Annotated in this window: 21 protein-coding genes and 1 pseudogene; 9 read left to right on the top strand and 13 right to left on the bottom strand. The window is 46.7% G+C overall.

Features of this window, described 5'->3' with window-relative positions; genetic code table 11:
* Nucleotides 1-49: 49 nt before the first annotated feature.
* Nucleotides 50-561, bottom strand: a pseudogene (smrB, locus tag ACUHGC_RS08020) (endonuclease SmrB).
* A gap of 118 nt (nt 562-679) precedes the next feature.
* On the opposite strand from smrB, the gene prmB reads away from it, so the two are divergent.
* From prmB to ACUHGC_RS07995, 5 genes are read left to right on the top strand one after another with little or no spacing between them, the layout of a single operon-like run.
* Nucleotides 680-1,642, top strand: coding sequence for a 50S ribosomal protein L3 N(5)-glutamine methyltransferase (gene prmB / locus ACUHGC_RS08015; protein ID WP_446832827.1), 963 nt, complete (start codon nt 680-682; stop codon nt 1,640-1,642).
* A 48-nt stretch (nt 1,643-1,690) separates the two neighbouring features.
* Nucleotides 1,691-2,410, top strand: a complete 720-nt coding sequence (locus ACUHGC_RS08010; RefSeq protein ID WP_446832826.1) for a hypothetical protein — start codon at nt 1,691-1,693, stop codon at nt 2,408-2,410.
* Nucleotides 2,407-2,958, top strand: a complete 552-nt coding sequence (locus tag ACUHGC_RS08005) for a septation protein A (protein WP_446832825.1) — start codon at nt 2,407-2,409, stop codon at nt 2,956-2,958. The genes ACUHGC_RS08010 and ACUHGC_RS08005 overlap by 4 nt, the downstream gene beginning before the upstream one ends.
* A 20-nt stretch (nt 2,959-2,978) precedes the next feature.
* On the top strand, nt 2,979-3,482 hold the full coding sequence (gene yciA / locus ACUHGC_RS08000; RefSeq protein ID WP_446832824.1) for an acyl-CoA thioester hydrolase YciA: 504 nt from the start codon (nt 2,979-2,981) through the stop codon (nt 3,480-3,482).
* A 9-nt stretch (nt 3,483-3,491) separates the two neighbouring features.
* Nucleotides 3,492-3,788: a YciI family protein gene (locus tag ACUHGC_RS07995; RefSeq protein ID WP_446832823.1), complete on the top strand. Its 297-nt coding sequence runs from the start codon at nt 3,492-3,494 to the stop codon at nt 3,786-3,788.
* 42 nt (nt 3,789-3,830) lie between these two features.
* Here the strand turns inward: ACUHGC_RS07995 and ACUHGC_RS07990 are convergent, their stop codons facing one another.
* The gene (locus tag ACUHGC_RS07990; protein WP_446832822.1) at nt 3,831-6,563 is read right to left on the bottom strand and encodes a copper-translocating P-type ATPase; all 2,733 of its coding nucleotides are present in this window, start codon (nt 6,561-6,563) and stop codon (nt 3,831-3,833) included.
* 88 nt (nt 6,564-6,651) lie between these two features.
* Here ACUHGC_RS07990 and cueR point away from each other — a divergent pair, with 88 nt between their 5' ends.
* Nucleotides 6,652-7,074, top strand: coding sequence for a Cu(I)-responsive transcriptional regulator (gene cueR, locus ACUHGC_RS07985; RefSeq protein WP_446832821.1), 423 nt, complete (start codon nt 6,652-6,654; stop codon nt 7,072-7,074).
* A 45-nt stretch (nt 7,075-7,119) separates the two neighbouring features.
* Here the strand turns inward: cueR and ACUHGC_RS07980 are convergent, their stop codons facing one another.
* The 10 genes from ACUHGC_RS07980 to ACUHGC_RS07935 form a co-directional block, all read right to left on the bottom strand.
* Nucleotides 7,120-7,599 carry a ClpXP protease specificity-enhancing factor gene (locus tag ACUHGC_RS07980; protein WP_446832820.1) on the bottom strand — a complete coding sequence of 160 codons (480 nt, stop codon included), beginning with the start codon at nt 7,597-7,599 and terminating at the stop codon, nt 7,120-7,122.
* Nucleotides 7,600-7,607: 8 nt separating this feature from the next.
* Nucleotides 7,608-8,240, bottom strand: coding sequence for a glutathione binding-like protein (locus tag ACUHGC_RS07975; RefSeq protein ID WP_446832819.1), 633 nt, complete (start codon nt 8,238-8,240; stop codon nt 7,608-7,610).
* A gap of 221 nt (nt 8,241-8,461) precedes the next feature.
* Nucleotides 8,462-9,229 carry a hypothetical protein gene (locus ACUHGC_RS07970; protein WP_446832818.1) on the bottom strand — a complete coding sequence of 256 codons (768 nt, stop codon included), beginning with the start codon at nt 9,227-9,229 and terminating at the stop codon, nt 8,462-8,464.
* A 205-nt stretch (nt 9,230-9,434) separates the two neighbouring features.
* Nucleotides 9,435-10,262 (bottom strand): 2,3,4,5-tetrahydropyridine-2,6-dicarboxylate N-succinyltransferase, encoded by an 828-nt coding sequence (dapD, locus tag ACUHGC_RS07965; RefSeq protein WP_446832817.1) that lies wholly within the window; start codon nt 10,260-10,262, stop codon nt 9,435-9,437.
* Between the two features lie 35 nt (nt 10,263-10,297).
* Nucleotides 10,298-10,921, bottom strand: coding sequence for a YfgM family protein (locus ACUHGC_RS07960; protein WP_446832816.1), 624 nt, complete (start codon nt 10,919-10,921; stop codon nt 10,298-10,300).
* Nucleotides 10,922-10,949: 28 nt separating this feature from the next.
* Nucleotides 10,950-12,227, bottom strand: a complete 1,278-nt coding sequence (gene hisS / locus ACUHGC_RS07955; RefSeq protein WP_446832815.1) for a histidine--tRNA ligase — start codon at nt 12,225-12,227, stop codon at nt 10,950-10,952.
* A 10-nt stretch (nt 12,228-12,237) separates the two neighbouring features.
* Complete coding sequence (ispG, locus tag ACUHGC_RS07950; protein WP_446832814.1) at nt 12,238-13,371, bottom strand: flavodoxin-dependent (E)-4-hydroxy-3-methylbut-2-enyl-diphosphate synthase; 1,134 nt, start codon at nt 13,369-13,371, stop codon at nt 12,238-12,240.
* An 18-nt stretch (nt 13,372-13,389) separates the two neighbouring features.
* Nucleotides 13,390-14,439 (bottom strand): RodZ domain-containing protein, encoded by a 1,050-nt coding sequence (locus ACUHGC_RS07945; RefSeq protein WP_446832813.1) that lies wholly within the window; start codon nt 14,437-14,439, stop codon nt 13,390-13,392.
* A 105-nt stretch (nt 14,440-14,544) separates the two neighbouring features.
* Nucleotides 14,545-15,102: a type IV pilus biogenesis/stability protein PilW gene (gene pilW / locus ACUHGC_RS07940; protein WP_446832812.1), complete on the bottom strand. Its 558-nt coding sequence runs from the start codon at nt 15,100-15,102 to the stop codon at nt 14,545-14,547.
* Nucleotides 15,103-15,121: 19 nt separating this feature from the next.
* Nucleotides 15,122-16,237: a bifunctional tRNA (adenosine(37)-C2)-methyltransferase TrmG/ribosomal RNA large subunit methyltransferase RlmN gene (locus tag ACUHGC_RS07935; RefSeq protein WP_446832811.1), complete on the bottom strand. Its 1,116-nt coding sequence runs from the start codon at nt 16,235-16,237 to the stop codon at nt 15,122-15,124.
* A 386-nt stretch (nt 16,238-16,623) separates the two neighbouring features.
* Between ACUHGC_RS07935 and htpX the strand changes: the two genes are divergently transcribed.
* Nucleotides 16,624-17,478, top strand: coding sequence for a protease HtpX (gene htpX, locus ACUHGC_RS07930; RefSeq protein ID WP_446832810.1), 855 nt, complete (start codon nt 16,624-16,626; stop codon nt 17,476-17,478).
* A 73-nt stretch (nt 17,479-17,551) separates the two neighbouring features.
* On the top strand, nt 17,552-18,088 hold the full coding sequence (locus ACUHGC_RS07925) for an elongation factor P hydroxylase (RefSeq protein ID WP_446832809.1): 537 nt from the start codon (nt 17,552-17,554) through the stop codon (nt 18,086-18,088).
* An 84-nt stretch (nt 18,089-18,172) separates the two neighbouring features.
* Here ACUHGC_RS07925 and serS read toward each other — a convergent pair whose 3' ends face one another.
* Nucleotides 18,173-19,462 carry a serine--tRNA ligase gene (gene serS, locus ACUHGC_RS07920; RefSeq protein WP_446832808.1) on the bottom strand — a complete coding sequence of 430 codons (1,290 nt, stop codon included), beginning with the start codon at nt 19,460-19,462 and terminating at the stop codon, nt 18,173-18,175.
* A gap of 466 nt (nt 19,463-19,928) precedes the next feature.
* Between serS and aldA the strand changes: the two genes are divergently transcribed.
* On the top strand, nt 19,929-21,380 hold the full coding sequence (gene aldA, locus ACUHGC_RS07915) for an aldehyde dehydrogenase (protein ID WP_446832807.1): 1,452 nt from the start codon (nt 19,929-19,931) through the stop codon (nt 21,378-21,380).
* The last annotated feature ends 210 nt before the right edge of the window (nt 21,381-21,590 follow it).

Below are 21,590 nucleotides of genomic sequence, written 5' to 3'. Positions count from 1 at the left end.
ACTACTATCCATCGCCCGCTTATGCGGGCGTTTTTGTATAGCTACTCCACTACTCCACAGTTTCAAATAAAATCAAAAATGCGGCGTCTCCGCCCCACTCTTTCGGCGCTTGGTGTAGCGCGCGGACTTTGGGGTGTTGCGCCAGCCAACGGGGGATTTGCAGTTTTAAGGCGTAGGTGCCGTAGCCGGTCATAATACTGGCACAGTGGATATTTTCTTTTTCGCAGGCGTGCAACATCGCTGCCAATTCGGATTTGGCTTGTTCGCGGGTTAATCCGTGCAGATCTAAAAACAACTCCGGTTCAAAATCGCCGCGGCGCAGTTGTTTCAGCAAATGTGAATTTTCACCTTCGCGCAAATACCGCACTTGCTGCTCTTCTTGCAACAACGGCTCATATTGATCGGAAAAATAAAACAGATTATCCTGCTGTTGGATTAATTCTTTATGTTGCTGTTTGCGTTTATGCCTAAGGCGAGGCGCAACATAAGTGTCTTGTTGCATTTTTTTACGCCTTGAATCTGTTCACGAAACAGTCTGATATCACTGGGGTCTAAACTCATAGTGAGATAATCATACCACATAAATAAAGCGCAAAACAATCCGATTGCGGTTTGGGAAAATGCGTTAAAATGTGGTATAAATAGCCTCTTCTCCCGTCTTAACAAGGTAGCTCGATTTATGACCGAAAAAATGACATATAACGCCGATTTGGTGGAGGAAATCTCACTGTCGGCGAATCAAGATGATCTCAAAACCATTCAGGATTTTTTGCGTTGGGGCTATAGCTGCTTCAATGCGTCGGATATTTTTTACGGTCACGGACAAGACAATGCGTGGGACGAAGCGGTGCAATTGGTGCTGGCGACCTTGCATTTGCCACATGACGTACCCGCCGAGTTATATTCGTCCAATTTAACCCGCTATGAAAAGCAAAAGCTGTTCAATGTGATTATCAAACGGATTGAAACCCGCAAACCTATCGCCTATTTAACCAATAACGCTTGGTTCTGCGGCTTGGAGTTTTATGTGGACGAACGGGTGATTGTGCCGCGCTCGCCGATTGGCGAATTGATTCAAAACGGCTTCACCGGCTTGTTGAAAGAAGAACCGACCCGCATTTTAGACATGTGCACCGGCAGCGGCTGCATTGCCATCGCCTGTTCGGCGAAATTCCCGAATGCCGAAATTGATGCTGTCGATCTGTCGCCGGAAGCGTTGCAGATTACCGAAATGAATATCGAACGACATAATGCGCTGCACCATGTCTTCCCGATTCAATCGGATCTGTTTACCGCACTTCCGCAAGATCAATATAATCTGATTGTAACCAATCCACCGTATGTCGATGCCGAAGATCTGGATGAAATGCCGGCTGAATTTTATCACGAACCGATGTTAGCGTTAGAAGCCGGTGACGACGGGTTGATTCTAGCCAAACGTATTTTAGCGCACGCCGCCGATTATTTGACGGATAACGGCGTGTTAGTGTGTGAAGTCGGCAACAGTATGGTGCACTTGATCGAACAATTTCCAACTGTGCCGTTTAACTGGATTGAATTTGAAAACGGCGGCGACGGTGTATTTTCATTAACCAAAACTCAGTTAGTCGTCAATCAAGAGTTGTTTGCCGCCTATAAATAATTTGATATCGGTTATAATTGTGTCGTTTTTTCTTATATTAGGATATTGATGCCTGTGAATTTTATTAAAATTTTTCAAGACAGTTGGAATTTTATTCTGAACCAAAAGCAGCTCGCGATCTTCTTTTGGGTTGTGCTGATGATTGATAATCTGGTATTCCGCTATTTGCTGAGTTCCGTTGATCCGTCAACCGACGAAGGCGGACGTTCAAGCATTTTCTTGATGTTTGCCGGTCAAGTCGTTAATGCGATGTTAACACTTTGGTTCTTAAGCGTTATTATGTTAATCAGCCAGCAGCGCCAAGCCAATTTAAGCGAGGCGCTGTCTTACGCTATTAGAAAAATCCCTCTATTTTTACTGTTAAATTTTGTTATTATTTTACCGCTTAGCTTGGCTGCCGCGAATTATATCGCCAATGCCGGCGGATCGATTTTCACCATACTGTCGGTTTTACTCGGCGTCTATTTATTTATTCGCCTCTCCTTAACGCCTTATTCCTATGCCATTGAAAACAGCTCGTTTTCCGAAGCCTTAAAATTAGTCTGGCTAAACGGAATGGGGCGCGTGGTACCGCTTGCCCTGTTCGCCGTTTTAGCTTATTTGCTTCCGCTGATCATCACGCTGATGTTAGGGCGCTTCCCTGCGTCTTTTTTAACGGACGTCTTGGTTTCCGCCGTCAGTGCCGCCATCAACATTTTTACGTTGGTCTTTACTTATCGTTTTTACCAACTGTTTATTGATAAAACTATTTTACGGAAGTTTCAATGAAACAATTACTCGAATTTTTGCCTTTAATTCTGTTTTTTATTGCCTATAAGGTTTTTGGCATTCAAGCCGGCGCAATCACGCTAATTGTCGCTACTTTAATTCAAATGGCGATTCTAAAATTTAAATTCGGCGGAATTGAGAAGTCACAGAAGATCATGGCTGTTGCGGTGGTCTTTTTCGGCTTGCTGACCGTTTATTTTAACGATTTGGAATTTTTGAAATGGAAAGTAACCGTGGTATATGCCATTTTTGCCATTGCATTGCTGCTGAGCCAATATCTGTTCAAAAAACCACTGGTCAAAAGTCTGCTCGGTAAAGAAATCGAACTGCCACAAACCGTTTGGAACAATCTCAATCTAGGCTGGGCACTGTTTTTTGTGCTGTGTATGCTGGTTAATTTGTACATCAGCCACTATATGTCTGACGATGCTTGGGCGACATTTAAGGTGTTCGGCGTAATCGGCATGACCTTGATTGCCACCATTATCACCGGCGTGTATCTGTATAAATATTTGCCGAAAGACGATGAAACCACTAAAAATAATTAAAATTTAGGATAAAACTCACTATGGAATATGAATTTGTTGAAACCGCACTTGGTGCAAATCCGGGGCGAATTTCAAAAGGGCGTTTACTGTTACGCACCCTCGCTATGCCGTCCGACACTAATGCCAACGGCGATATTTTCGGTGGTTGGATTATGTCGCAAATGGATATCGGCGGTGCGATCATGGCAAAAGAGATCGCACAAGGTCGTGTGGTGACGGTTTCGGTGGATAAAATCAATTTTATCCGTCCGGTTTCGGTCGGCGATGTGATCTGCTGCTACGGACGCTGCGTAAAAGTTGGCAACAGCTCGATTAAAATTGAAGTGGAAGTGTGGGTGAAAAAAGTCTCAACCGAGCCGTTTAATGAGCGCTATTGTGTAACCGATGCGGTATTTACTTTCGTGGCCATCGACCAAAACGGGCGCCCTAAAGCCATTCCAAAAGAAAACAATCGGGAGTTGGAAAAAGCAATTTTAGAATTAAAAGCCTACCAATCCAGTAAAGTGACTACAACCACAGTATAAGGAGAAATCATGTATTACGTTATTTTTGCTCAAGACAAGCCTGATACCCTGCAACTACGCCTCTCCGTTAGAGAACAGCATTTAGCGCGCTTGCAAGCACTGCAAGCAGAAAACCGCTTGCTCGTTGCCGGTCCAAATCCGGCGATCGATGATGAAAATCCGGGCGAAGCCGGCTTCACCGGCTCCACGGTCATCGCTCAATTTGAAAGTCTCGAACAAGCCAAACTGTGGGCATCTGAAGATCCGTACGTTGCCGCCGGCGTGTATGGTGATGTGGTGGTGAAACCATTTAAACGGGTGTTTTAAAGTAAAAAGGCATCACTTGATGCCTTTTTGTTGGTCTAAGATCTAAGGCTTAAACTTCAGCAATCGGTTCGCATTACTGACCACGGTGATTGACGACAGCGCCATCGCTGCGCCGGCGAACACCGGGTTAAGCAAAATGCCGAAAAACGGATACAACACACCCGCTGCAATCGGAATCCCCAAGCTGTTATAAATAAACGCACCGAGCAGGTTTTGTTTGATATTGCGCATTCCTGCTTGTGATAACGACAACACATCGGACACCGCATCGATACTGTGGCGCATCAGGGTTAAATCTGCGGTTTCAATCGCCACATCGCTGCCGCTGGCGATCGCAATACTGACATCTGCCAGCGCCAAGGCGGGCGCATCATTAATGCCGTCGCCAACCATCGCGACACGATTTCCTTGCTGTTGCAATTCACGAACAATATCCACCTTGCCCTGTGGAAGCACGCCCGCCACCACTTGATCGATGCCGAGCTGTTTAGCGACCGCTTCTGCGGTTTGTTGCTGATCGCCGGTCAACATCACAGTACGATAACCGGCTTGTTGCAGTGCTTGAACCGCACTTTGGCTTTCGGCGCGAATTTGATCTTTCACCACCATGAAGCCGACAAAGTCCCCGCTTTTTGCCAGATATAACACCGTTCCACCCGCTCGGCTTTCGCTGGCTGCCTGTTCAGTCATGCCGGTTGGAATCACAATATTTTGCAAATTCATCAAGGTCAAATTGCCCAGATAAACCGCTTGTTGCTCAATTATGCCGCTAACCCCCATCCCTTTTAGGGTGGAAAATTCCTCTACCTGCCGTATTTTTTCCGCTTGTAGAAGATCCGCTTCCAGTAATGCCTTGGCGAGCGGGTGGTTGGCATTTTTTTCCAAACTGGCGGCTAAATGCAGCAATTCTATTTCGTCATAACCTTCCGCCGGATAAAGTGCGGTCAGCTTCGGCTTGCCTTCCGTCAACGTGCCTGTTTTATCAAACACCACCACATTCACTTTGGCAGCTTTCTGCAATGCGTCGGCATCACGCACCAGAATCCCCAGCTCCGCCGCGCGAGAAACCGAGGCGATCACCGACATTGGTGTCGCCAAGCCCAAAGCACACGGACAGGCGATGATTAACACCGTGGTCAACACCACCAACGAATGCGCCAATTTCGGCTCCGGTCCGATAAAATACCAAACCAGCGCGGCAAGTACGGCAATCGTCACCACCACCGGCACAAATACCGCCGCAACCCGATCGACTACCCGCGCAATTTGCGGCTTGCTGCTTTGCGCTTGTCGCACCAGTTTGATGATATTTGCCAGCACGGTTTGTTCGCCGACCTGGGTTGCTTCAAAACGCAAGCTGCCGTTATCAACAATAGTTCCGGCTTTGATCGAGTCGCCAACGGTTTTGCTTACTGCGATCGGCTCTCCGGTCAGCATGGATTCGTCCAGCCAAGCCTCCCCTTCGATCACCACGCCGTCAACTGCCACTCGATCGCCGGTTTTCAGCCGAATAGACATTCCGCGTTTCACCTGTTGCAACGGCAGCTGTTTTTCGCCCTGCTCGTCTTCCACCGTCACGCTTGCGGGCGTGAGATCCAGCAGTTTTTCCAGTGCGTGCGACGAACGTTGTTTGGCTTTCACTTCAAGCATTTTGCCCAAATTAACCAAACCGATAATCATTAAACTGGCCTCAAAATAGAGATGTCGGGCATTTTCAGGGAAAAAATTCGGAAATAATGCAATCGCCATGGAAAACAGCCAAGCAACGCCTGTTCCCAAAGCGACCAGTGTGTCCATAGTGGCGTTGCCGTGTTGCAAATTGCGCCAAGCAGCAATAAAGAAATGGCGCCCGGTCAGCGCCATTACGACCGCACTTGCTATTCCAACTGCCAGCCAACCCGCTTGTGATGCAGGTGTCACCGCCATACCATACGCGAATCCCCAAAACATTAAACCAAAACCGAAAACCAGCGCTAGAATCGCCTGCCATTTGCGTTGTTTGATTTCATTTTGAGTATTTTGCTGCTGTTTTTCACGCCGTAGCTGCGAATCTTCAATCGCTTCCGCCGCGTATCCTGCCACTTCCACCGCGCGAATCAAATCAGCGCTGTCCGCCGCGCCATAAACCAATGCGCTGCTGTCTGCCAGATTGACATTGACGCTAGTGACCTGATCCACTGCCGCCAGCGCTTTTTCCACTTTCAAAACACAGCTGGCGCAGGTCATCCCGCTTAAGAGTAACTGTGTCGCCGGATTCTGATCCTGTTGTCCTACTACCATCGGATCAGAATCCGCTTTTTCAGCTTGTTGCGCTTCGTTTGGTAGTAGTTCAGTTTTTGGGTGCGAATGCGCCTCTGTCTCGCCATCATTTGTTGCGTCGTCATCCAAAACGGCTTCATAGCCAGCATCTTTAATCACTTGAATCACTGCCAGCGGATCACAATCGGCATAAACGTTCAATTCGGTTAAATCCAGCTGATAAATCAAATTCGCATCAAATGCCTGTAGCGCCTTATCCACCGATTTAACGCAATGTTGGCAAGACAAACCCGCCAATTTTAAACTGAATTGAGGCTGCGGCTCCGCACTGGCCTGATAGCCGGCATCGATCACTGCCTGAATCAGCGCCTCAGTTGTCGCTGAGCCGCTCACCCAAGCATAATCCAGGTTCACTTTCACGGCTTCCACGCCGTCCAAGCGCGCTAAATCTTGTTGCACATGGCGCACACAGTTCTGACAAGACAACTGCTGCAACCCGAGGATAGTAATCGCCATAACATCTCCTTAATTCTCGGTTATTTGAATTCGATTGAAATTATGGCTAGAATAAACCTTCCCCTAACTATAAGGTCAAGCGTTTTTTATGAATATTAAGCAAGTCGCCGAACTCACCGGATTAACCGACAAAACCATTCGGTTCTATGAAAATAAAGGTATGATCAGCCCGCCCGAACGCCAAGCCAACGGCTATCGACAATATAACCAACGTCAGCTGGAAGAGCTTAAATTTTTGCAGCGCTCGCGCAATATCGGCTTTTCACTGCCCGAATCAAAAGAGTTATTGGATCTGTATTCCAACCCGCAACGCCACAGCCGCGAAATCAAACAGCGCACGTTGGACAAAATTGCGCATATAGAACAGCAAATTTTACAATTACAAGAAATGAAAGCCCAGCTAGAATCCCTCGCCGCCGAATGCCCCGGCGACGAACAAAGCCAATGCCCGATTATCGATTCGTTGAGTGGAAAAGGATGTTGTGGAAAAGGAAAGAAAACCGCCCGTTAGTTATAATTTGAAGGTGTAATATCGTTCAATTGAGCGGTTAATTTGTTATTTAATAATCTTAAGGTGCGAAGCGGAACGTTTCGGTTTCTCGCTATTTTTCGCGTCGGGCTGCGGGATTTTCGGCTTGTCAACAATCTCGTTGAAGCTGGTCGGTTGTTCGATTAAATCGCCCAAACTGCGTTCCAATTCCTGTTCGTATACCCATTCCGGCTCAAACATCACGCCGTCGCCATTTTCTCTGGCATAAATCGCGACAACCGCACCGAGCGGAACGCTGATTTCGCGCGGTAAGCCTTTAAAACGGGCGTTAAACAGGATTTTGTCGTTGCCTAATTGCAGATTGCCACAGGCATTCGGCGAAATATTCAGTACAATCTGCCCTTCTTTCACAAAATCATCCGGCACCACCGTATTCGGATAAAACGCGTCAACCACCAGATAAGGCGTTAGATCATTATCCAAAAACCAATCATAGTATGCCCGCAACAAGTAAGGGCGTTTTGCACCGATTTTTTCGTTTGCCATCACAATCCTTATTTTTCCGCCACGATTTTTTGCGGCGTGTCTTTTAATGAAGTGATAAAACTCGGACGTTCAAATACGTTGTCCATATAATTTTTAATCGCTTTGCTGCCGGCGCCGCTGAATTTCATGTCGTAACTTTGCAAACGATATAAAATCGGCGCAATGTAGCAATCCACCAAACTGAATACTTCGCTTAGGAAATAGGTTTTTTGTGCAAAGATCGGACCGAACGCTAAAATTTCTTCTTTTAAATTATTCAGCATTTGCAATTTTTCCGCTTCGGCCAACTTCTCCGCTTGTTCAACGATTGAAAACCAATCTTGTTCGATGCGGTGCATCAGCAAGCGAGACTTCGCGCGATCGACCGGATAAACCGGCATCAACGGCGGATGCGGAAAACGTTCATCCAGATATTCCAAGATAATACGCGGTTTAAATAAAACCAAATCACGATCCACCAAAGTCGGCAGTTCACCGTTAGTGCCTAACTCCAAAAAATCTTCGTTGAGAACACCCAGTTTGATCAACTCTTGTTCGTGAGGAACCTCTTTTTCCGCCAGCACCATTTTAACTTGTTGCGATCCCAAACTGGATTCGTCGTAAAAAAGAGTAATAATTGAACGTTTATTCGCTGCTATCATGCCTTTCTCCGCACTTTTTCTTTTATCTTGTGCTATTTTCTTTACAAATTGTGTCACTGAAAGAGGCTCTGTGAGCACCTTTCAAAATAAGGCAATTATTATAGCATAAACCATTGCCAATGATCTAAAAAAACCGCACTTTGATTATTATCACCTTGTTTTAAAAACAAAAAAACCTCTATCAAAATGATAGAGGTTGATTTTATTCGAGCGTAAACCGATTATTTTGCAACGTCTGTTGCCGGTTTAGTTTGATCGATTAATTTGTTGATGCTTTCTTTCGCTTCGTCCGCTTTCTCAGCCACTGCCGCTTTAGCGTCTGCTGCCGTTGTAGTTACTTCTGCTTTCGCTTCCGCTGCTTTTTCAGCTACAGCTGCTTTTGCTTCAGTTGCTGTTGCCGCAACGCTTTCTTTAGCCGCTTCTGTTTTATCGGCAACCGCTTGTTTTGCATCAGTTGCAACCGCTGCAGCGCTTTCTTGTGCTGCTTTAGCTTGTTCGGTTGTCGCTTCTACCGCTTGAGAAGCCGTTTGCTGTGCGCTTTGTTGCGCATTTTCAACCGCTGAAGCTGCTTCCGCTTGTGTTTTCTCAACGCTGTTCATTGCATCTGCCGCAGCTTGGTTAACAGTTTCTTTCGCATTGTCCATTGACGCTTTTGCATCATCAACGGTGTTTGAAATTGACTCTTTCGCACCTTCAACCGCTTTGTTCACAGATTCTTTAACTTCTTCAACTTTTGCCGCAGCCGCTTCTTTCACCTCTGCAGTTGCACCGGCAACAGATTCTTTAACTTCCGCCGCTTTTTGCTCAACGGCTTCTTTCGCTTCAGCCGCTTTCTCTACCACTGCGTCTTTTGCGTCTTTCGCTGTATCAACAACGTCTTGTTTCGCTTCAGCAACAGTTGCTTTAACTTCTTGTACTTGCTTATCGTCACACGCAGTAACAGCCAATACGCTAGCACCTAATAAAGCGGTAGTTAACAATTTTTTCATTTCTAAAACTCCTGTTTAAATTAAGGTTGTTAATGTTGTGCAAAGATATTTACGCAACACTCACATTTGAGCGAGGGCAAGTGTCCAATATTTTTTCTCCAAGCACAACTGTTTTTCGGCTTATTCGTCTAAATATCGAGCATTATACAGCAAAACACCCCAATTTTTACAATTGGGGTGTGTATTTTTGATTAAAAAACCGACATTATTCGTCAATCGTTCTTAATAATTCGTTGATTCCGACTTTACCGCGGGTTTTCGCATCGACTTTTTTCACGATAACCGCAGCATATAAACTGTACTTACCGCACTTCGACGGCAGGCTGCCGGACACGACTACCGAACCGGCCGGCACACGACCATAGTGAATTTCACCGGTTTCACGATCATAAATTTTGGTGCTTTGACCGATAAACACGCCCATCGAGATCACTGAACCTTCTTCTACGATCACGCCTTCAACCACTTCTGAACGCGCACCGATAAAGCAGTTGTCTTCAATAATAGTCGGGTTGGCTTGCAACGGCTCCAATACGCCGCCGATGCCCACACCACCGGACAAATGCACGTTTTTACCGATTTGTGCACAAGAGCCGACGGTTGCCCAAGTATCAACCATTGTGCCTTCGTCAACGTATGCGCCCAAATTAACGTAAGACGGCATTAATACGGTGTTGCGCGCAATAAACGCACCTTGGCGAACTGCTGCCGGTGGCACTACGCGGAAGCCTTCTTTTTCAAAACGCGCCTGATCGTAATCGACAAACTTCATCGGCACTTTATCAAAATATTTGGTTTCCGATCCTTCCATGACTTGATTGTCGTTAATACGGAAAGAGAGTAAAACCGCTTTTTTCAACCATTGATGTGTCACCCACTCGCCGTCGATTTTTTCAGCAACGCGCCATTTTCCGCTGTCCAACCCGGCGATCACTTCTTCAATTGCCGCTTTGGTGGTTGCATCAACGCTTTTCGGGGTGATTTCCGCGCGTTTTTCAAATGCGTTTTCAATAATTGTTTGTAATTCAGACATTGTTTTTCCTCTCGTGTAATAAAATAAATAATCGGTTATTGCGATAAGCTATCAATTTTTAATTGTAACAATTGTTTATCCAGCGCATTCAGATTGTCATTATTCAATGCTTGCTGATAGGCGGCACGTGCGTTGGCTGCTTCGCCTTTTGCCAATAAAATATCGCCTAATAATTGTTGCTTACTGCCTTGCCATGCGCTGTCGGTGATTTTCTCCAGCCCGGCTTGTGCCGCATCGTATTTTTGTTGCTGAATTTGTAACTCCGCCAAACGCAATGCCGCGATATTTTTCAAATTGCTGTCTTCACTAATTTCAACCGCCTGCTGTAAGCTACTTTCCGCTAACGTTAGGTTATTTTGTTCGACCGCGCTTTTCGCTTGATTGAATAATGCAAACACCGCATAGCTGGATTTTTTATTGTCATTCACAAATTGTTGTAGCACTTCGCCGTTGGCTTGCGGATTGGTTAAATAGGCTTGCATCGACTGCTCATATTGATTTGAGGTTGTCATTCGGCTTTTCAGCTGCTCGGTTTGCCAATAGCGCCAGCCCAACACACCGCCGATCACCAAAACAAATGTCACGATGATCACTTTGCTGTTTTCTTTCCACCAACTTTTCAGTTCTTCGACTTGTTGTTCTTCGGTAATATAAGACACTGATTTTACTCCTTAATTAGGATAGAGGTTATGATAAATTTTCACTAAGAAAACGAATGGCGTCGGCGGTTGGTAAAGTTTGCTGTTCGCTTCGACCCAACAAATCTTTCACCACCAGTTGCCCGTTTTGCACTTCTTCTTCGCCGATCACCACCGCGAATGCCGCACCGCTCTTGTCAGCACGCTTAAATTGTTTTTTGAAATTGCCGCCGCTGCAGTGCAACATCACATTTTTCTGCGGGCAGGCTTCGCGCAACTGTTCAGCAACTTTAAACGCTTGCAAAGTGGCTTGTTCGCCGCTGTGTACGATATAAACATCGACATCCGACGGCAAACGCAATTCGGAATTCACTTCTTGCACCAATAGAATCAAACGCTCAACACCCATCGCAAAACCGACGCCGGAAGTCGCGTGTCCGCCCAGCTGCTCCACCAAACCGTCGTAACGTCCGCCGCCGCAAACCGTGCCCTGCGCACCAAGTGCGGTTGTCATCCATTCAAATACAGTTTTGTTATAGTAATCTAAACCGCGCACCAGTTTTTGATTGATTTCATAGGCAATGCCCATTTGATCCAATATTTCGCACAAGCGGGCAAAATGGGCTTTTGAATCCTGGTCTAAATAGTCATGCAATTTCGGCGCCTGATTCAACACTTGCTGAACCTGCTCATTTTTGCTGTCTAAAATCCGTAATGGATTGGTCGTCAAACGGCGTTTGCAATCCTCGTCCAACACCTCTAAATGCTGTTGCAGAAAATCCACCAACGCTTGACGATAGTTCTGGCGCGCTTCTAACGAGCCAATAGAATTCAACTGCAAGCTGACGTGTTCGGAAATGCCTAACGCTTTCCACAAGCGCGCCGTCATCACGATCAATTCGGCATCAATTTCCGCTTGCGCAATCCCGAATACCTCCACCCCGATTTGGTGAAATTGGCGATAACGCCCCTTTTGCGGACGCTCATAGCGGAACATCGGTCCCATATACCATAACCGTTGTTCTTGATTGTAGAGCAAGCCGTGCTCAATCCCGGCACGCACACAGCCTGCCGTGCCCTCTGGACGAAGGGTCAAGCTCTCTTGATCGCGATCGTCAAAGGTGAACATCTCTTTTTCAACAACATCGGTAACTTCACCGATTGCACGCTTAAACAGCGGTGTGGATTCGACAATCGGCATCCGGATCTCGCTGTAGCCATAGCCGCCCAATACGCGGCGTACGGTGGCTTCCAGCCATTGCCATAGTGGAGTGTCTTGCGGAAGACAGTCATTCATTCCGCGAATTGCTTGAATTGTTTTTGCCACGTTTTGTCCTTTATTTTTTTAATTCAGTGGTTAAATCGGTTGTATCAATCCGCAAATTCGGATCTTGCATGGCGATTTTGGCACGGATTTTCGCTTCTAATTGTTCGATCAAATTGTCGTTGTCAAACCGCTCTTTCTGGCGCACGCCGTCCAAATAAAAACCGCTTTTGTTATTGCCGCCGGTGACACCCAGATCCGAAACCAATGCTTCGCCCGGCCCGTTGACCACACAACCGATAATCGAAACGTCCATCGGCGTGACAATGTCTTCTAAACGCTGTTCCAACGCATTTACCGTGCCGATCACGTCAAATTCCTGACGCGAGCAGGTCGGGCAGGCGATAAAGTTAATCCCGCGCGAACGAATACGCAAAGATTTCAAAATATCAAAGCCAACTTTAATTTCCTCAACAGGATCCGCCGCCAATGAAACTCGCAAGGTGTCGCCGATGCCTTCTGACAACAGCATTCCCAACCCCACAGCGGATTTCACCGCGCCCGCACGTGCGCCGCCCGCTTCGGTGATCCCCAAATGCAGCGGCTGTTTGATCGCTTTTGCCAATAAACGGTAAGATTCCACCGCCAGAAAAACATCAGAGGCTTTTACGCTGACTTTAAATTGATCGAAGTTTAAGCGATCCAAAATCTCAACGTGGCGCAATGCCGATTCTAGCAGAGCTTGCGGTGTCGGTTCGCCATATTTTTCCTGAATATCGCGTTCCAATGATCCGGCATTCACGCCGATTCGAATCGGGATATTTTTATCTTTCGCACAATCCACCACCGCACGAATCCGATCTTCCCGCCCAATATTGCCCGGGTTGATCCGTAAACAATCGACGCCGTATTCCGCCACTTTCAGCGCAATGCGGTAGTCAAAATGAATATCCGCCACCAACGGCACACTGACTTGTTGCTTAATCAGTTTGAAGGCTTCCGCCGCGTCCATGGTCGGCACTGAAACGCGTACGATATCCGCGCCGACTTTTTCTAAGGCTTTAATCTGTGCCACGGTTGCCGCCACATCAGTGGTGCGGGTGTTGGTCATCGACTGCACGGCAATCGGTGCATCACCGCCAATCGGCACATTGCCGACATAAATTTTGGTCGATTCACGACGTTGAATAGGGCTTTCAATTAACATAACTTATCTCTATTGCGATTAATTAGGCAATTTAATCCGCGCCACACGACCGTCAATGGTCAATGGCACTTCCTGCCCTTGGAAAGTAATACGAACGTTTTGCGGTGCGCCAATCACCAAAGAATACGGCTCGCCGTCAGCAAAATTCAACTCTTCCCCTTGTTTATACTCTTTTTGTGCCAATACTTTACGGTTTGCATCACGCACGCTTAACCAGCAGCTGCTGCCGACAATTTCGATCGTCAGTCCGTTGCCTGCCGCGGGCAGCGCTTCGTCAACCGCACTTTGGTTCGTATTGTCGCTATTCGCTGCCGTGGTATTGCCGTCTAGCTGCTCCATGACATTGCTTAACACCTGTCCTGACGTCTGTTCCGCCAGCGATGCGTTATTGTCACTCGCGCTGTTTTCGAGAGTGACTTCCGCCGGTGGCGTCAGAACCACATTGCGTTCATCAGCCGAAGCTAATCCGGCTAACGGATTTTGTGACGACAGTTCGCTTGCAGCCATGTCATCATTGCTCGGCAAAGTGCTTTCATTGGTTGCTGGCGCAATCAGCATTTCCGTTGAACTTTGCGCGACCGCACTTGGCTCGGCAGATACCCGTTCCTGCGAGTTATTAAGGAAGTTTTCAACCAGACTGGTGCGTTCATCTTGTGATTGTTGATAATTTTGCCACCACCAGTAGGCGGTCATTCCGACCATAGCCAACGCAATCAGCCAAGTTAAACGCCCGATCCAATTAGAATAGGAAGAATAATGATTCACCTTCTGCTTATTGCGCATATTTTTTTGCAAATCATTTTGAAGCGGCTCGCCGTAAGAAATCGACGGATTATTCCAAACTGATTCCGGCACTTTTAAGAATTTAGCGTAATTACGCACATAGCCCTTCATAAACGTCGGCGGACAAGAAGGCAAAATTAATTCATTATTTTCAATATGATTGATGATCGCTGTTTTAAGCAAGGTTTTCTGTGCGGCTTGTTCAACGGTTAAGCCGAGTTTTTCACGAGACTGACGCAATGTTTCGCCAAGATTAAAAGTATTTTGCGTTTGCTGATTTTCCATGACATTACCATAAAATGAATTTCAAGCGCAGAGTTTAAAATTCTAACTTTGCTTTTGCAACAGTTAATCATGGATCTGCCACCGATATATTGAAAAAAACAACAATTATCGCTGCAACAAGGTTTTCAATTGCGCCGCCTGTTGGCTGTCGATACGACTGAGCTTTTGCAGCGCCTCAGCTTGACGGGCGCTATCGCCGGCTTGGTGGGCACAAAGTGCGGTATTTTCGTGGGTTTGCGCCAAGCGGTAGTAGTCAGGGCTGGCAAGTGCGGTTTCAAATTGCACGAATGCCTCGCCAAATTTGCCTTGCTGGCACAGGAATGCACCGTAATTATTGTGTGAATCGCCTTGATTAGGATCTTTTTCCAAGGCGATCAGATAGTGACTTTCGGCTTGCGGGTTATTACCGATCAGTTGGTAGTAATGCGCCAACACCAGATACGACAAATAGTAATCGGCATTATGCTGCAATGCTTTATCTAAACTCTGTTTTGCCGCTTCATACTGGTTTTGCTGTAAATAACCGAGGGCAACTTGCACTCTGGCATAGGCTGCAGCTTGCGTTTCAGGATTTTGTTGCTGAGTGGCGCAGCCGCCCAGCAGCAACAAAAAGCTAAACAGGGATAAAAAACGGTATTTTTTCAATCGGCTAAAATAGGTCATCTTTATCCCCTTCTCTTAGTTAGGCCTGTTTAATCGAAATCGCCTCGCCAAACGCTTTTTTATTTAGCGTGCGTTTGGTGCGGTCGATCACTTCCCCCGCCAATTGTCCGCAGGCGGCATCAATATCATCGCCGCGCGTTTTGCGCACAATTACCGTTAAGCCGTACTCCATCAGCACTTTTTGGAAACGGTCTATCCGGGTGTTTGAACTCTTGTTATACGGCGCTTCCGGGAACGGATTCCACGGAATCAAATTCACTTTACACGGAATATGTTCCAATACTTTCGCCAACTGGTGCGCGTGTTCAGTACCGTCATTAATATGATCCAGCATCACATATTCAATTGTTACTTTGCCATGGTTGGCTTTTGAGATGCTTAAATAGCGGCTGACTGAATCCATCAGCATCTTAATATTATATTTTTTATTGATCGGCACAATTTCATCGCGCAACTGGTCGTTCGGCGCGTGCAGTGAGATCGCCAACGCCACATCAATCATCTCCGGCAGTTTATCTAACGCCGGCACTACACCCGAAGTTGAGAGCGTGACCCGTCTTTTAGACAAGCCGTAGCCGAAATCGTCCAGCATAATTTCCATCGCCGGCACCACATTGCTGACATTCAACAGCGGCTCGCCCATGCCCATCATCACCACATTGGTGATCGGACGCTCGCCCTTCACCCCGTGCGGTCCTAAAATTTTAGCGGCGCGCCAAACCTGCCCGATAATTTCCGACACCGTCAAATTACGGTTAAAGCCCTGCTGCGCAGTAGAGCAGAACGTACAGGCCAGCGCACAGCCCACTTGCGAAGAAACACACAGCGTCGCGCGATCATTTTCCGGAATATACACGGTTTCGACCTGCTGATCGCCCACCTGCATTGCCCATTTGATCGTGCCGTCGGCAGACCGTTGCTCTTCCGCCACTTCCGGCGCTTTAATTTCAGCAATCGCTTTCAGCTTTTCGCGCAACACTTTATTAATGTTGGTCATGTTGTCGAAGTTATCTTCGCCGAAGTGATAAATCCATTTCATCAGTTGATCGGCTCGGAACGGTTTCTCGCCCAAATTTTGAAACAGTTCACGCAATTGCTTGCGGTTTAAATCCAGTAAATTCGTTTTGGTTGTCATGTTATTCACGCCTCGTTATTACACATTACGGCTTTATCGGCAGGATACCGAAAAGGTACTGTTTAAGAAGTCGGCGATTTTACTGATTTACTGGCGATTAATCTAGTTTTTTCACTGACAAAGACCAGTACGGCACTTTTTTTTCGGAATCCGGATCACAAAACGTAAATCATTTCGGTCAAAGGGCTTGTTTTTTCGCAAATTCTACGATTCAAAACCGCACTTGGCTTCTCTCGCTCACTGAATTTGGTGACTAAATGCACTAAAAAGATAGCGCTTGATTTATAATTACCTTAAACTTTGCTGCAAGACTTGAAATTAACATTTTGATAACCATTTTAGGGTTATTGCTTTCTTTTAGTTTAGCCAATTAGGAGTATTGGATTATGATGCGAATTATTCTGTTCTTGTTGACCAACATGGCAGTGCTGTTTGTTTTTAATATTATTTTGACCCTGACCGGTATCCAGTCGCAAGATGCGGCGGGCTTGCTGATTCTTGCAGCATTGTTCGGTTTCGGCGGCTCGTTGGTTTCATTGTTTATGTCGAAATCGATGGCGAAAAGAGCGGTCGGCGCACAAGTGATCACCCAACCACGCAATGAGCAAGAGCAATGGCTGCTACACACTGTGCAGGCGCAAGCACGCAAAGCGGGTTTGCCGATGCCGGAAGTGGCGATTTACCACTCCAGCGATATGAATGCCTTTGCCACCGGTGCCAGCAAGAAAAATTCTTTGGTTGCGGTCAGCACCGGTTTGTTAAATAACATGACCCGCGATGAAGCCGAAGCGGTTTTAGCGCATGAAGTCAGCCATATTGCCAACGGCGACATGGTCACCATGACTTTGCTGCAAGGCGTTCTGAATACCTTCGTGATTTTTGTATCACGCATGATCGCTAAAGTGGTGGCAAGTAATCGCGACGGCGAAACCAGCACCGGTATGTATTTTATGATCGCGATGGTATTGGAAGTGGTATTCGGTTTCCTTGCCAGCATGATTGCGATGTGGTTCTCTCGCTACCGTGAATTCCACGCTGACGCCGGTTCGGCACAATTGGTCGGCAAACAAAAAATGATTGCCGCGTTAAAACGCCTACAAAGCTTGCATGAACCGCAAGAACTAGAAGGCGAATTAGCCGCTTTTGCGATTAACGGCAAACGCAGCACCCCACTTGCCGCGCTGTTCATGAGCCACCCGCCGTTGGAAAAACGCATTGAAGCGTTGCAAAAACTGAATTAAGATAACCGCACTTTATCTGTTTTGGGGCTGATTTCAGCCCCTTCTTTTTGGTTTAAATATTTGGAATCGCTATATGCAACACGACTACCACGATTTAATTAACATCTTCAACGCCTGTTTTTATTCGGAATACAACACCAAATTGGAAAAAGGCGGCGATGAGCCGATTTACCTGCCCGCCGATGAAAACCGCACTTATCATTCGATTCAATTCGCCCACGGTTATTACAGCAGCGCGCTACATGAAATTGCCCATTGGCTAGTCGCCGGGCGCTCCCGTTGGCATTTGGAGGATTTCGGCTATTGGTATGAACCTGACGGGCGCACAGAGGAACAACAACGGCTGTTTGAAAAAGTGGAAGTCAAACCGCAAGCGATAGAATGGATTCTCTCTACCGCCGCCGGCAAACGCTTTTTCGCCAGTGCCGATAACCTCACCGGACAAGCCGGCGATGCGCAACCGTTTAAAAATGCCGTTTACGCCCAAGTATGCCACTATGCCGAACACGGCTTGCCAAAACGTGCCGAGAGATTGCGGCAGGCACTGAGTGCGTTTTATCAAACTGACAATAAAATTAATTTAGCGAAGTTTGATCCGCTAAAAATTTAACACTTAGTCCCCGATAACAAAAAACCTTTTCGACTACCCGAAAAGGTTTTTTATTGGCTTTTATTGACTAAGTGTACGGTCGGCTTATTTGCCGATAAATGCCAAGCCGCCCATGTACGGTTGTAACACGCTTGGAATCGCAATTGAGCCGTCGGCTTGTTGGTAGTTTTCCAACACCGCAACCAGCGTGCGCCCAACAGCTAAACCTGATCCGTTCAGAGTGTGGACTAAACGGGTTTTCTTGTCGCCTTTGGTGCGGCAGCGCGCCTGCATACGGCGGGCTTGGAAATCCCACATATTGGAACAAGAGGAAATTTCACGGTAGGTATTCTGTGCCGGCAACCAAACTTCCAAATCGTAAGTTTTCGCCGAACCGAAGCCCATATCGCCGCTGCACAGCAACACTTTTCGGTACGGCAAGCCGAGCAGTTGCAGCACTTTTTCAGCGTGTCCGGTCAATTCTTCCAGTGCTTCCATTGATTTTTCCGGTGCAACGATTTGTACCATTTCCACTTTGTCAAACTGGTGCATGCGGATTAAGCCACGGGTATCGCGTCCGTAAGATCCGGCTTCGGAACGGAAACACGGCGTATGCGCAGTCATTTTAATCGGCAACTGCTCTTCGTCTAAAATCTCACCACGCACCAAATTGGTTACCGGCACTTCAGCGGTCGGAATCAAGGCGTACGGCTGTTCGCCCTCTAATGCGTTGGTGTGGAACAGATCTTCACCGAATTTTGGTAATTGCCCAGTGCCGTAGAGTGTTTCGTGGTTGACCAAATACGGAACATAGGTTTCCAAATAGCCGTGTTGCTCAGTGTGCAAATCCAACATAAATTGGCTCAATGCACGGTGTAATTTAGCAATTTGCCCTTTCATCACCACAAAGCGAGCACCGGACAATTTCACCCCGGCGGCGAAATCCAAACCGTCGGCATTTTCGCCCAAGGTAACGTGATCCTGTACCGCAAAGTCGTACTGTTTCGGCTCGCCCCAACGCAGCACTTCCAGATTATCATTTTCATCTTTGCCCAACGGCACTTCGTCCGCCGGAATGTTCGGGATATTCAGTGCAAGTTGTTGCATTTCATCTTGAACTTGCTCAAGTGCGGTTTTGGCTTCATTCAGTTCATTTCCCATCGAATCCACTTCCGCCAGCAACGTCTGAATATCTTCACCACGCGCTTTTGCCGCGCCGATACTTTTCGAACGGGCATTACGTTCCGCCTGCAAGGTTTCGGTTTTCACCTGCAACACTTTGCGCTGCTCTTCCAACTCGCTGATTTTTGCAGTATCCAACGTGAAATTACGTCTGATTTTTAATTTTTCGGCTGTTTCCGCCAAGTTATTACGCAGTAAATTAGGATCAATCATATTAGCTTGCCTGTTGTTCAATGAAGAGTGATGGCGGCAATCGTCATACCGCACTTTGACTAAAAATGAGGATTATTTTAGCCCTTATTGGAATAAGTGACTAGCATAAAATGGAAATTCTCTGTCGTTAGGTTATCAAAAAGCAATTTCCGGTTTATCACAAAACTTTCGTTCTCAAATTTTCCGTGATCAACATCACCAAATGAAGAATTGAATGTTTTAATTTTAATCAAATTGACTAGAATCAACTCAGATTAATCGTTTTTGCTTTAGCTAAAAATGCTCCCCTTCAAACCACAAGCAACAATAGCTTATCTCGCACAGCCAAAATAACTGTTACTTAAACAGCTTTTTTGCTAACAAATTGTTAAATTTGTGAACTCGAACAGCGCTCAGCTTAGAAAAATAAGTTATATTCCAACTAGTTTAGCCATTCGAATTCTTCCATCAACCTAACGAGGTGTCTATGTCAACAGCAACAAAAACCTTAGCAATGTACATTAACGGACAATTTATCACCGATTTTAACGGAGTTTACCGCGACGTGTTAAACCCTGCTACTGAGGAAGTTATTGCTCATGAACCGAAAGGCGGTACTGCGGAAGTTGATGCGGCAGTGGCTGCGGCGAAGCAAGCGCAACCCGGTTGGGAACAAACGCCACCGGTCGAACGCGGTGCTTATTTACGCAAAATCGCACAAGGTATCCGCGAGCGCGCGCAGGAACTGACCGATACTATCGTCGCCGAAGGCGGAAAAACTAAAGAGCTAGCCGAGGTCGAAGTGTTATTTACCGCCGATTATTTGGACTACCAAGCGGAATGGGCGCGTCGTTATGAAGGCGAAATCATCCAAAGTGATCGCCCGAATGAAAATATTTTCCTGTTTAAACGTCCGCATGGCGTGGTGGCAGGGATTCTGCCATGGAATTTCCCGTTTTTCCTAATTGCCCGCAAAATGGGGCCTGCGCTGTTGACCGGCAATACGATTGTGATTAAACCGTCGAGCGTGACCCCGATTAACGCTTATATTTTTGCAGAAATCGCCCATGCCGCCGGATTGCCGAAAGGCGTGTTTAATTTGGTTAACGGCGCCGGAGCTGAAATCGGCAATCACCTTGCGCAGCATCCGCAAGTGGATTTGGTTAGCTTGACCGGTTCAGTTGACGCTGGACGGCAAGTGATGATCGCCGCCGCGCAAAATATCACCAAGGTATCATTAGAACTGGGCGGAAAAGCACCGGCAATCGTACTGAAAGACGCCGATTTGGATCTGGCGGTCAAATCGATTGTCGCTTCGCGCGTGATCAACTCCGGACAAGTGTGTAACTGCGCGGAACGCGTGTATGTTCATCAGGATATTCACGATATTTTCGTTGAAAAATTAACCGTTGCGATGCAGCAAGTGCGGTTTGGTAATCCTGCAACCGCACAAGACACGCTGGATATGGGGCCATTAGTTGAAAAACGCGCGGTGGACGCTGTCGCCGCCAAAGTTGAAAAAGCCGTGCAACAAGGCGCAACGTTGCATTTAGGCGGCAAACGTCCAGAACAAAAAGGCTTCTTCTTTGAGCCGACCATTTTGACCAATGTGAAAAATGAAATGGACATCATGCACGAAGAAACCTTCGGACCGGTATTGCCAATCACCACCTTTACAACATTGGATGAGGCGATCAGCATGGCAAACGACAGCGTATTCGGCTTGACCAGCTCGGTTTACACCGAAAGCCTGAATGATGCGTTCTATGTCACCCGCCGCCTGCAATTCGGCGAAACCTACATCAACCGTGAAAACTTTGAAGCAATGCAAGGTTTCCATGCCGGTTGGAAACAATCCGGCATCGGCGGTGCTGACGGCAAACACGGTTTGGAGGAATATTTGTTAACGCAAGTGGTTTATCTGCAAACTAAGCATTAATTAACGAATAAGCGAAACCACAAACCGCACTTGCCGTTTTAAGCGACTCAAAGTGCGGTTTTTTATTTTTACAAATGCTCAAATTTAGAGCATTCGGCATCATCTCACTCCATTTACAGTAACCCTTGTTACAAAGTTGCGATCTGTATCACAACTATTTTTCTTTTATTACATTATCATAACACCCGAATAACAATATCCAATTTAAGG

This window comes from Testudinibacter sp. P27/CKL/0425, from assembly GCF_052931395.1.
This window is presented reverse-complemented; position numbering and strand designations above follow the sequence as displayed.

Excerpts from the sequence above, each read along its gene's own strand:
- aldA (WP_446832807.1), top strand. The coding sequence starts at position 19,929 with ATGTCAACAGCAACAAAAACCTTAGCAATGTACATTAACGGACAATTT.
- ACUHGC_RS07925 (WP_446832809.1), top strand. The coding sequence starts at position 17,552 with ATGCAACACGACTACCACGATTTAATTAACATCTTCAACGCCTGTTTT.
- ACUHGC_RS07970 (WP_446832818.1), bottom strand. The coding sequence starts at position 9,229 with ATGAAAAAATTGTTAACTACCGCTTTATTAGGTGCTAGCGTATTGGCT.
- dapD (WP_446832817.1), bottom strand. The coding sequence starts at position 10,262 with ATGTCTGAATTACAAACAATTATTGAAAACGCATTTGAAAAACGCGCG.
- ACUHGC_RS07975 (WP_446832819.1), bottom strand. The coding sequence starts at position 8,240 with ATGATAGCAGCGAATAAACGTTCAATTATTACTCTTTTTTACGACGAA.
- pilW (WP_446832812.1), bottom strand. The coding sequence starts at position 15,102 with ATGACCTATTTTAGCCGATTGAAAAAATACCGTTTTTTATCCCTGTTT.
- ACUHGC_RS07935 (WP_446832811.1), bottom strand. The coding sequence starts at position 16,237 with ATGACAACCAAAACGAATTTACTGGATTTAAACCGCAAGCAATTGCGT.
- ispG (WP_446832814.1), bottom strand. The coding sequence starts at position 13,371 with ATGTTAATTGAAAGCCCTATTCAACGTCGTGAATCGACCAAAATTTAT.
- serS (WP_446832808.1), bottom strand. The coding sequence starts at position 19,462 with ATGATTGATCCTAATTTACTGCGTAATAACTTGGCGGAAACAGCCGAA.
- ACUHGC_RS07980 (WP_446832820.1), bottom strand. The coding sequence starts at position 7,599 with ATGGCAAACGAAAAAATCGGTGCAAAACGCCCTTACTTGTTGCGGGCA.
- ACUHGC_RS07945 (WP_446832813.1), bottom strand. The coding sequence starts at position 14,439 with ATGGAAAATCAGCAAACGCAAAATACTTTTAATCTTGGCGAAACATTG.
- ACUHGC_RS08010 (WP_446832826.1), top strand. The coding sequence starts at position 1,691 with ATGCCTGTGAATTTTATTAAAATTTTTCAAGACAGTTGGAATTTTATT.
- ACUHGC_RS08005 (WP_446832825.1), top strand. The coding sequence starts at position 2,407 with ATGAAACAATTACTCGAATTTTTGCCTTTAATTCTGTTTTTTATTGCC.
- prmB (WP_446832827.1), top strand. The coding sequence starts at position 680 with ATGACCGAAAAAATGACATATAACGCCGATTTGGTGGAGGAAATCTCA.
- htpX (WP_446832810.1), top strand. The coding sequence starts at position 16,624 with ATGATGCGAATTATTCTGTTCTTGTTGACCAACATGGCAGTGCTGTTT.
- yciA (WP_446832824.1), top strand. The coding sequence starts at position 2,979 with ATGGAATATGAATTTGTTGAAACCGCACTTGGTGCAAATCCGGGGCGA.
- ACUHGC_RS07995 (WP_446832823.1), top strand. The coding sequence starts at position 3,492 with ATGTATTACGTTATTTTTGCTCAAGACAAGCCTGATACCCTGCAACTA.
- ACUHGC_RS07990 (WP_446832822.1), bottom strand. The coding sequence starts at position 6,563 with ATGGCGATTACTATCCTCGGGTTGCAGCAGTTGTCTTGTCAGAACTGT.
- cueR (WP_446832821.1), top strand. The coding sequence starts at position 6,652 with ATGAATATTAAGCAAGTCGCCGAACTCACCGGATTAACCGACAAAACC.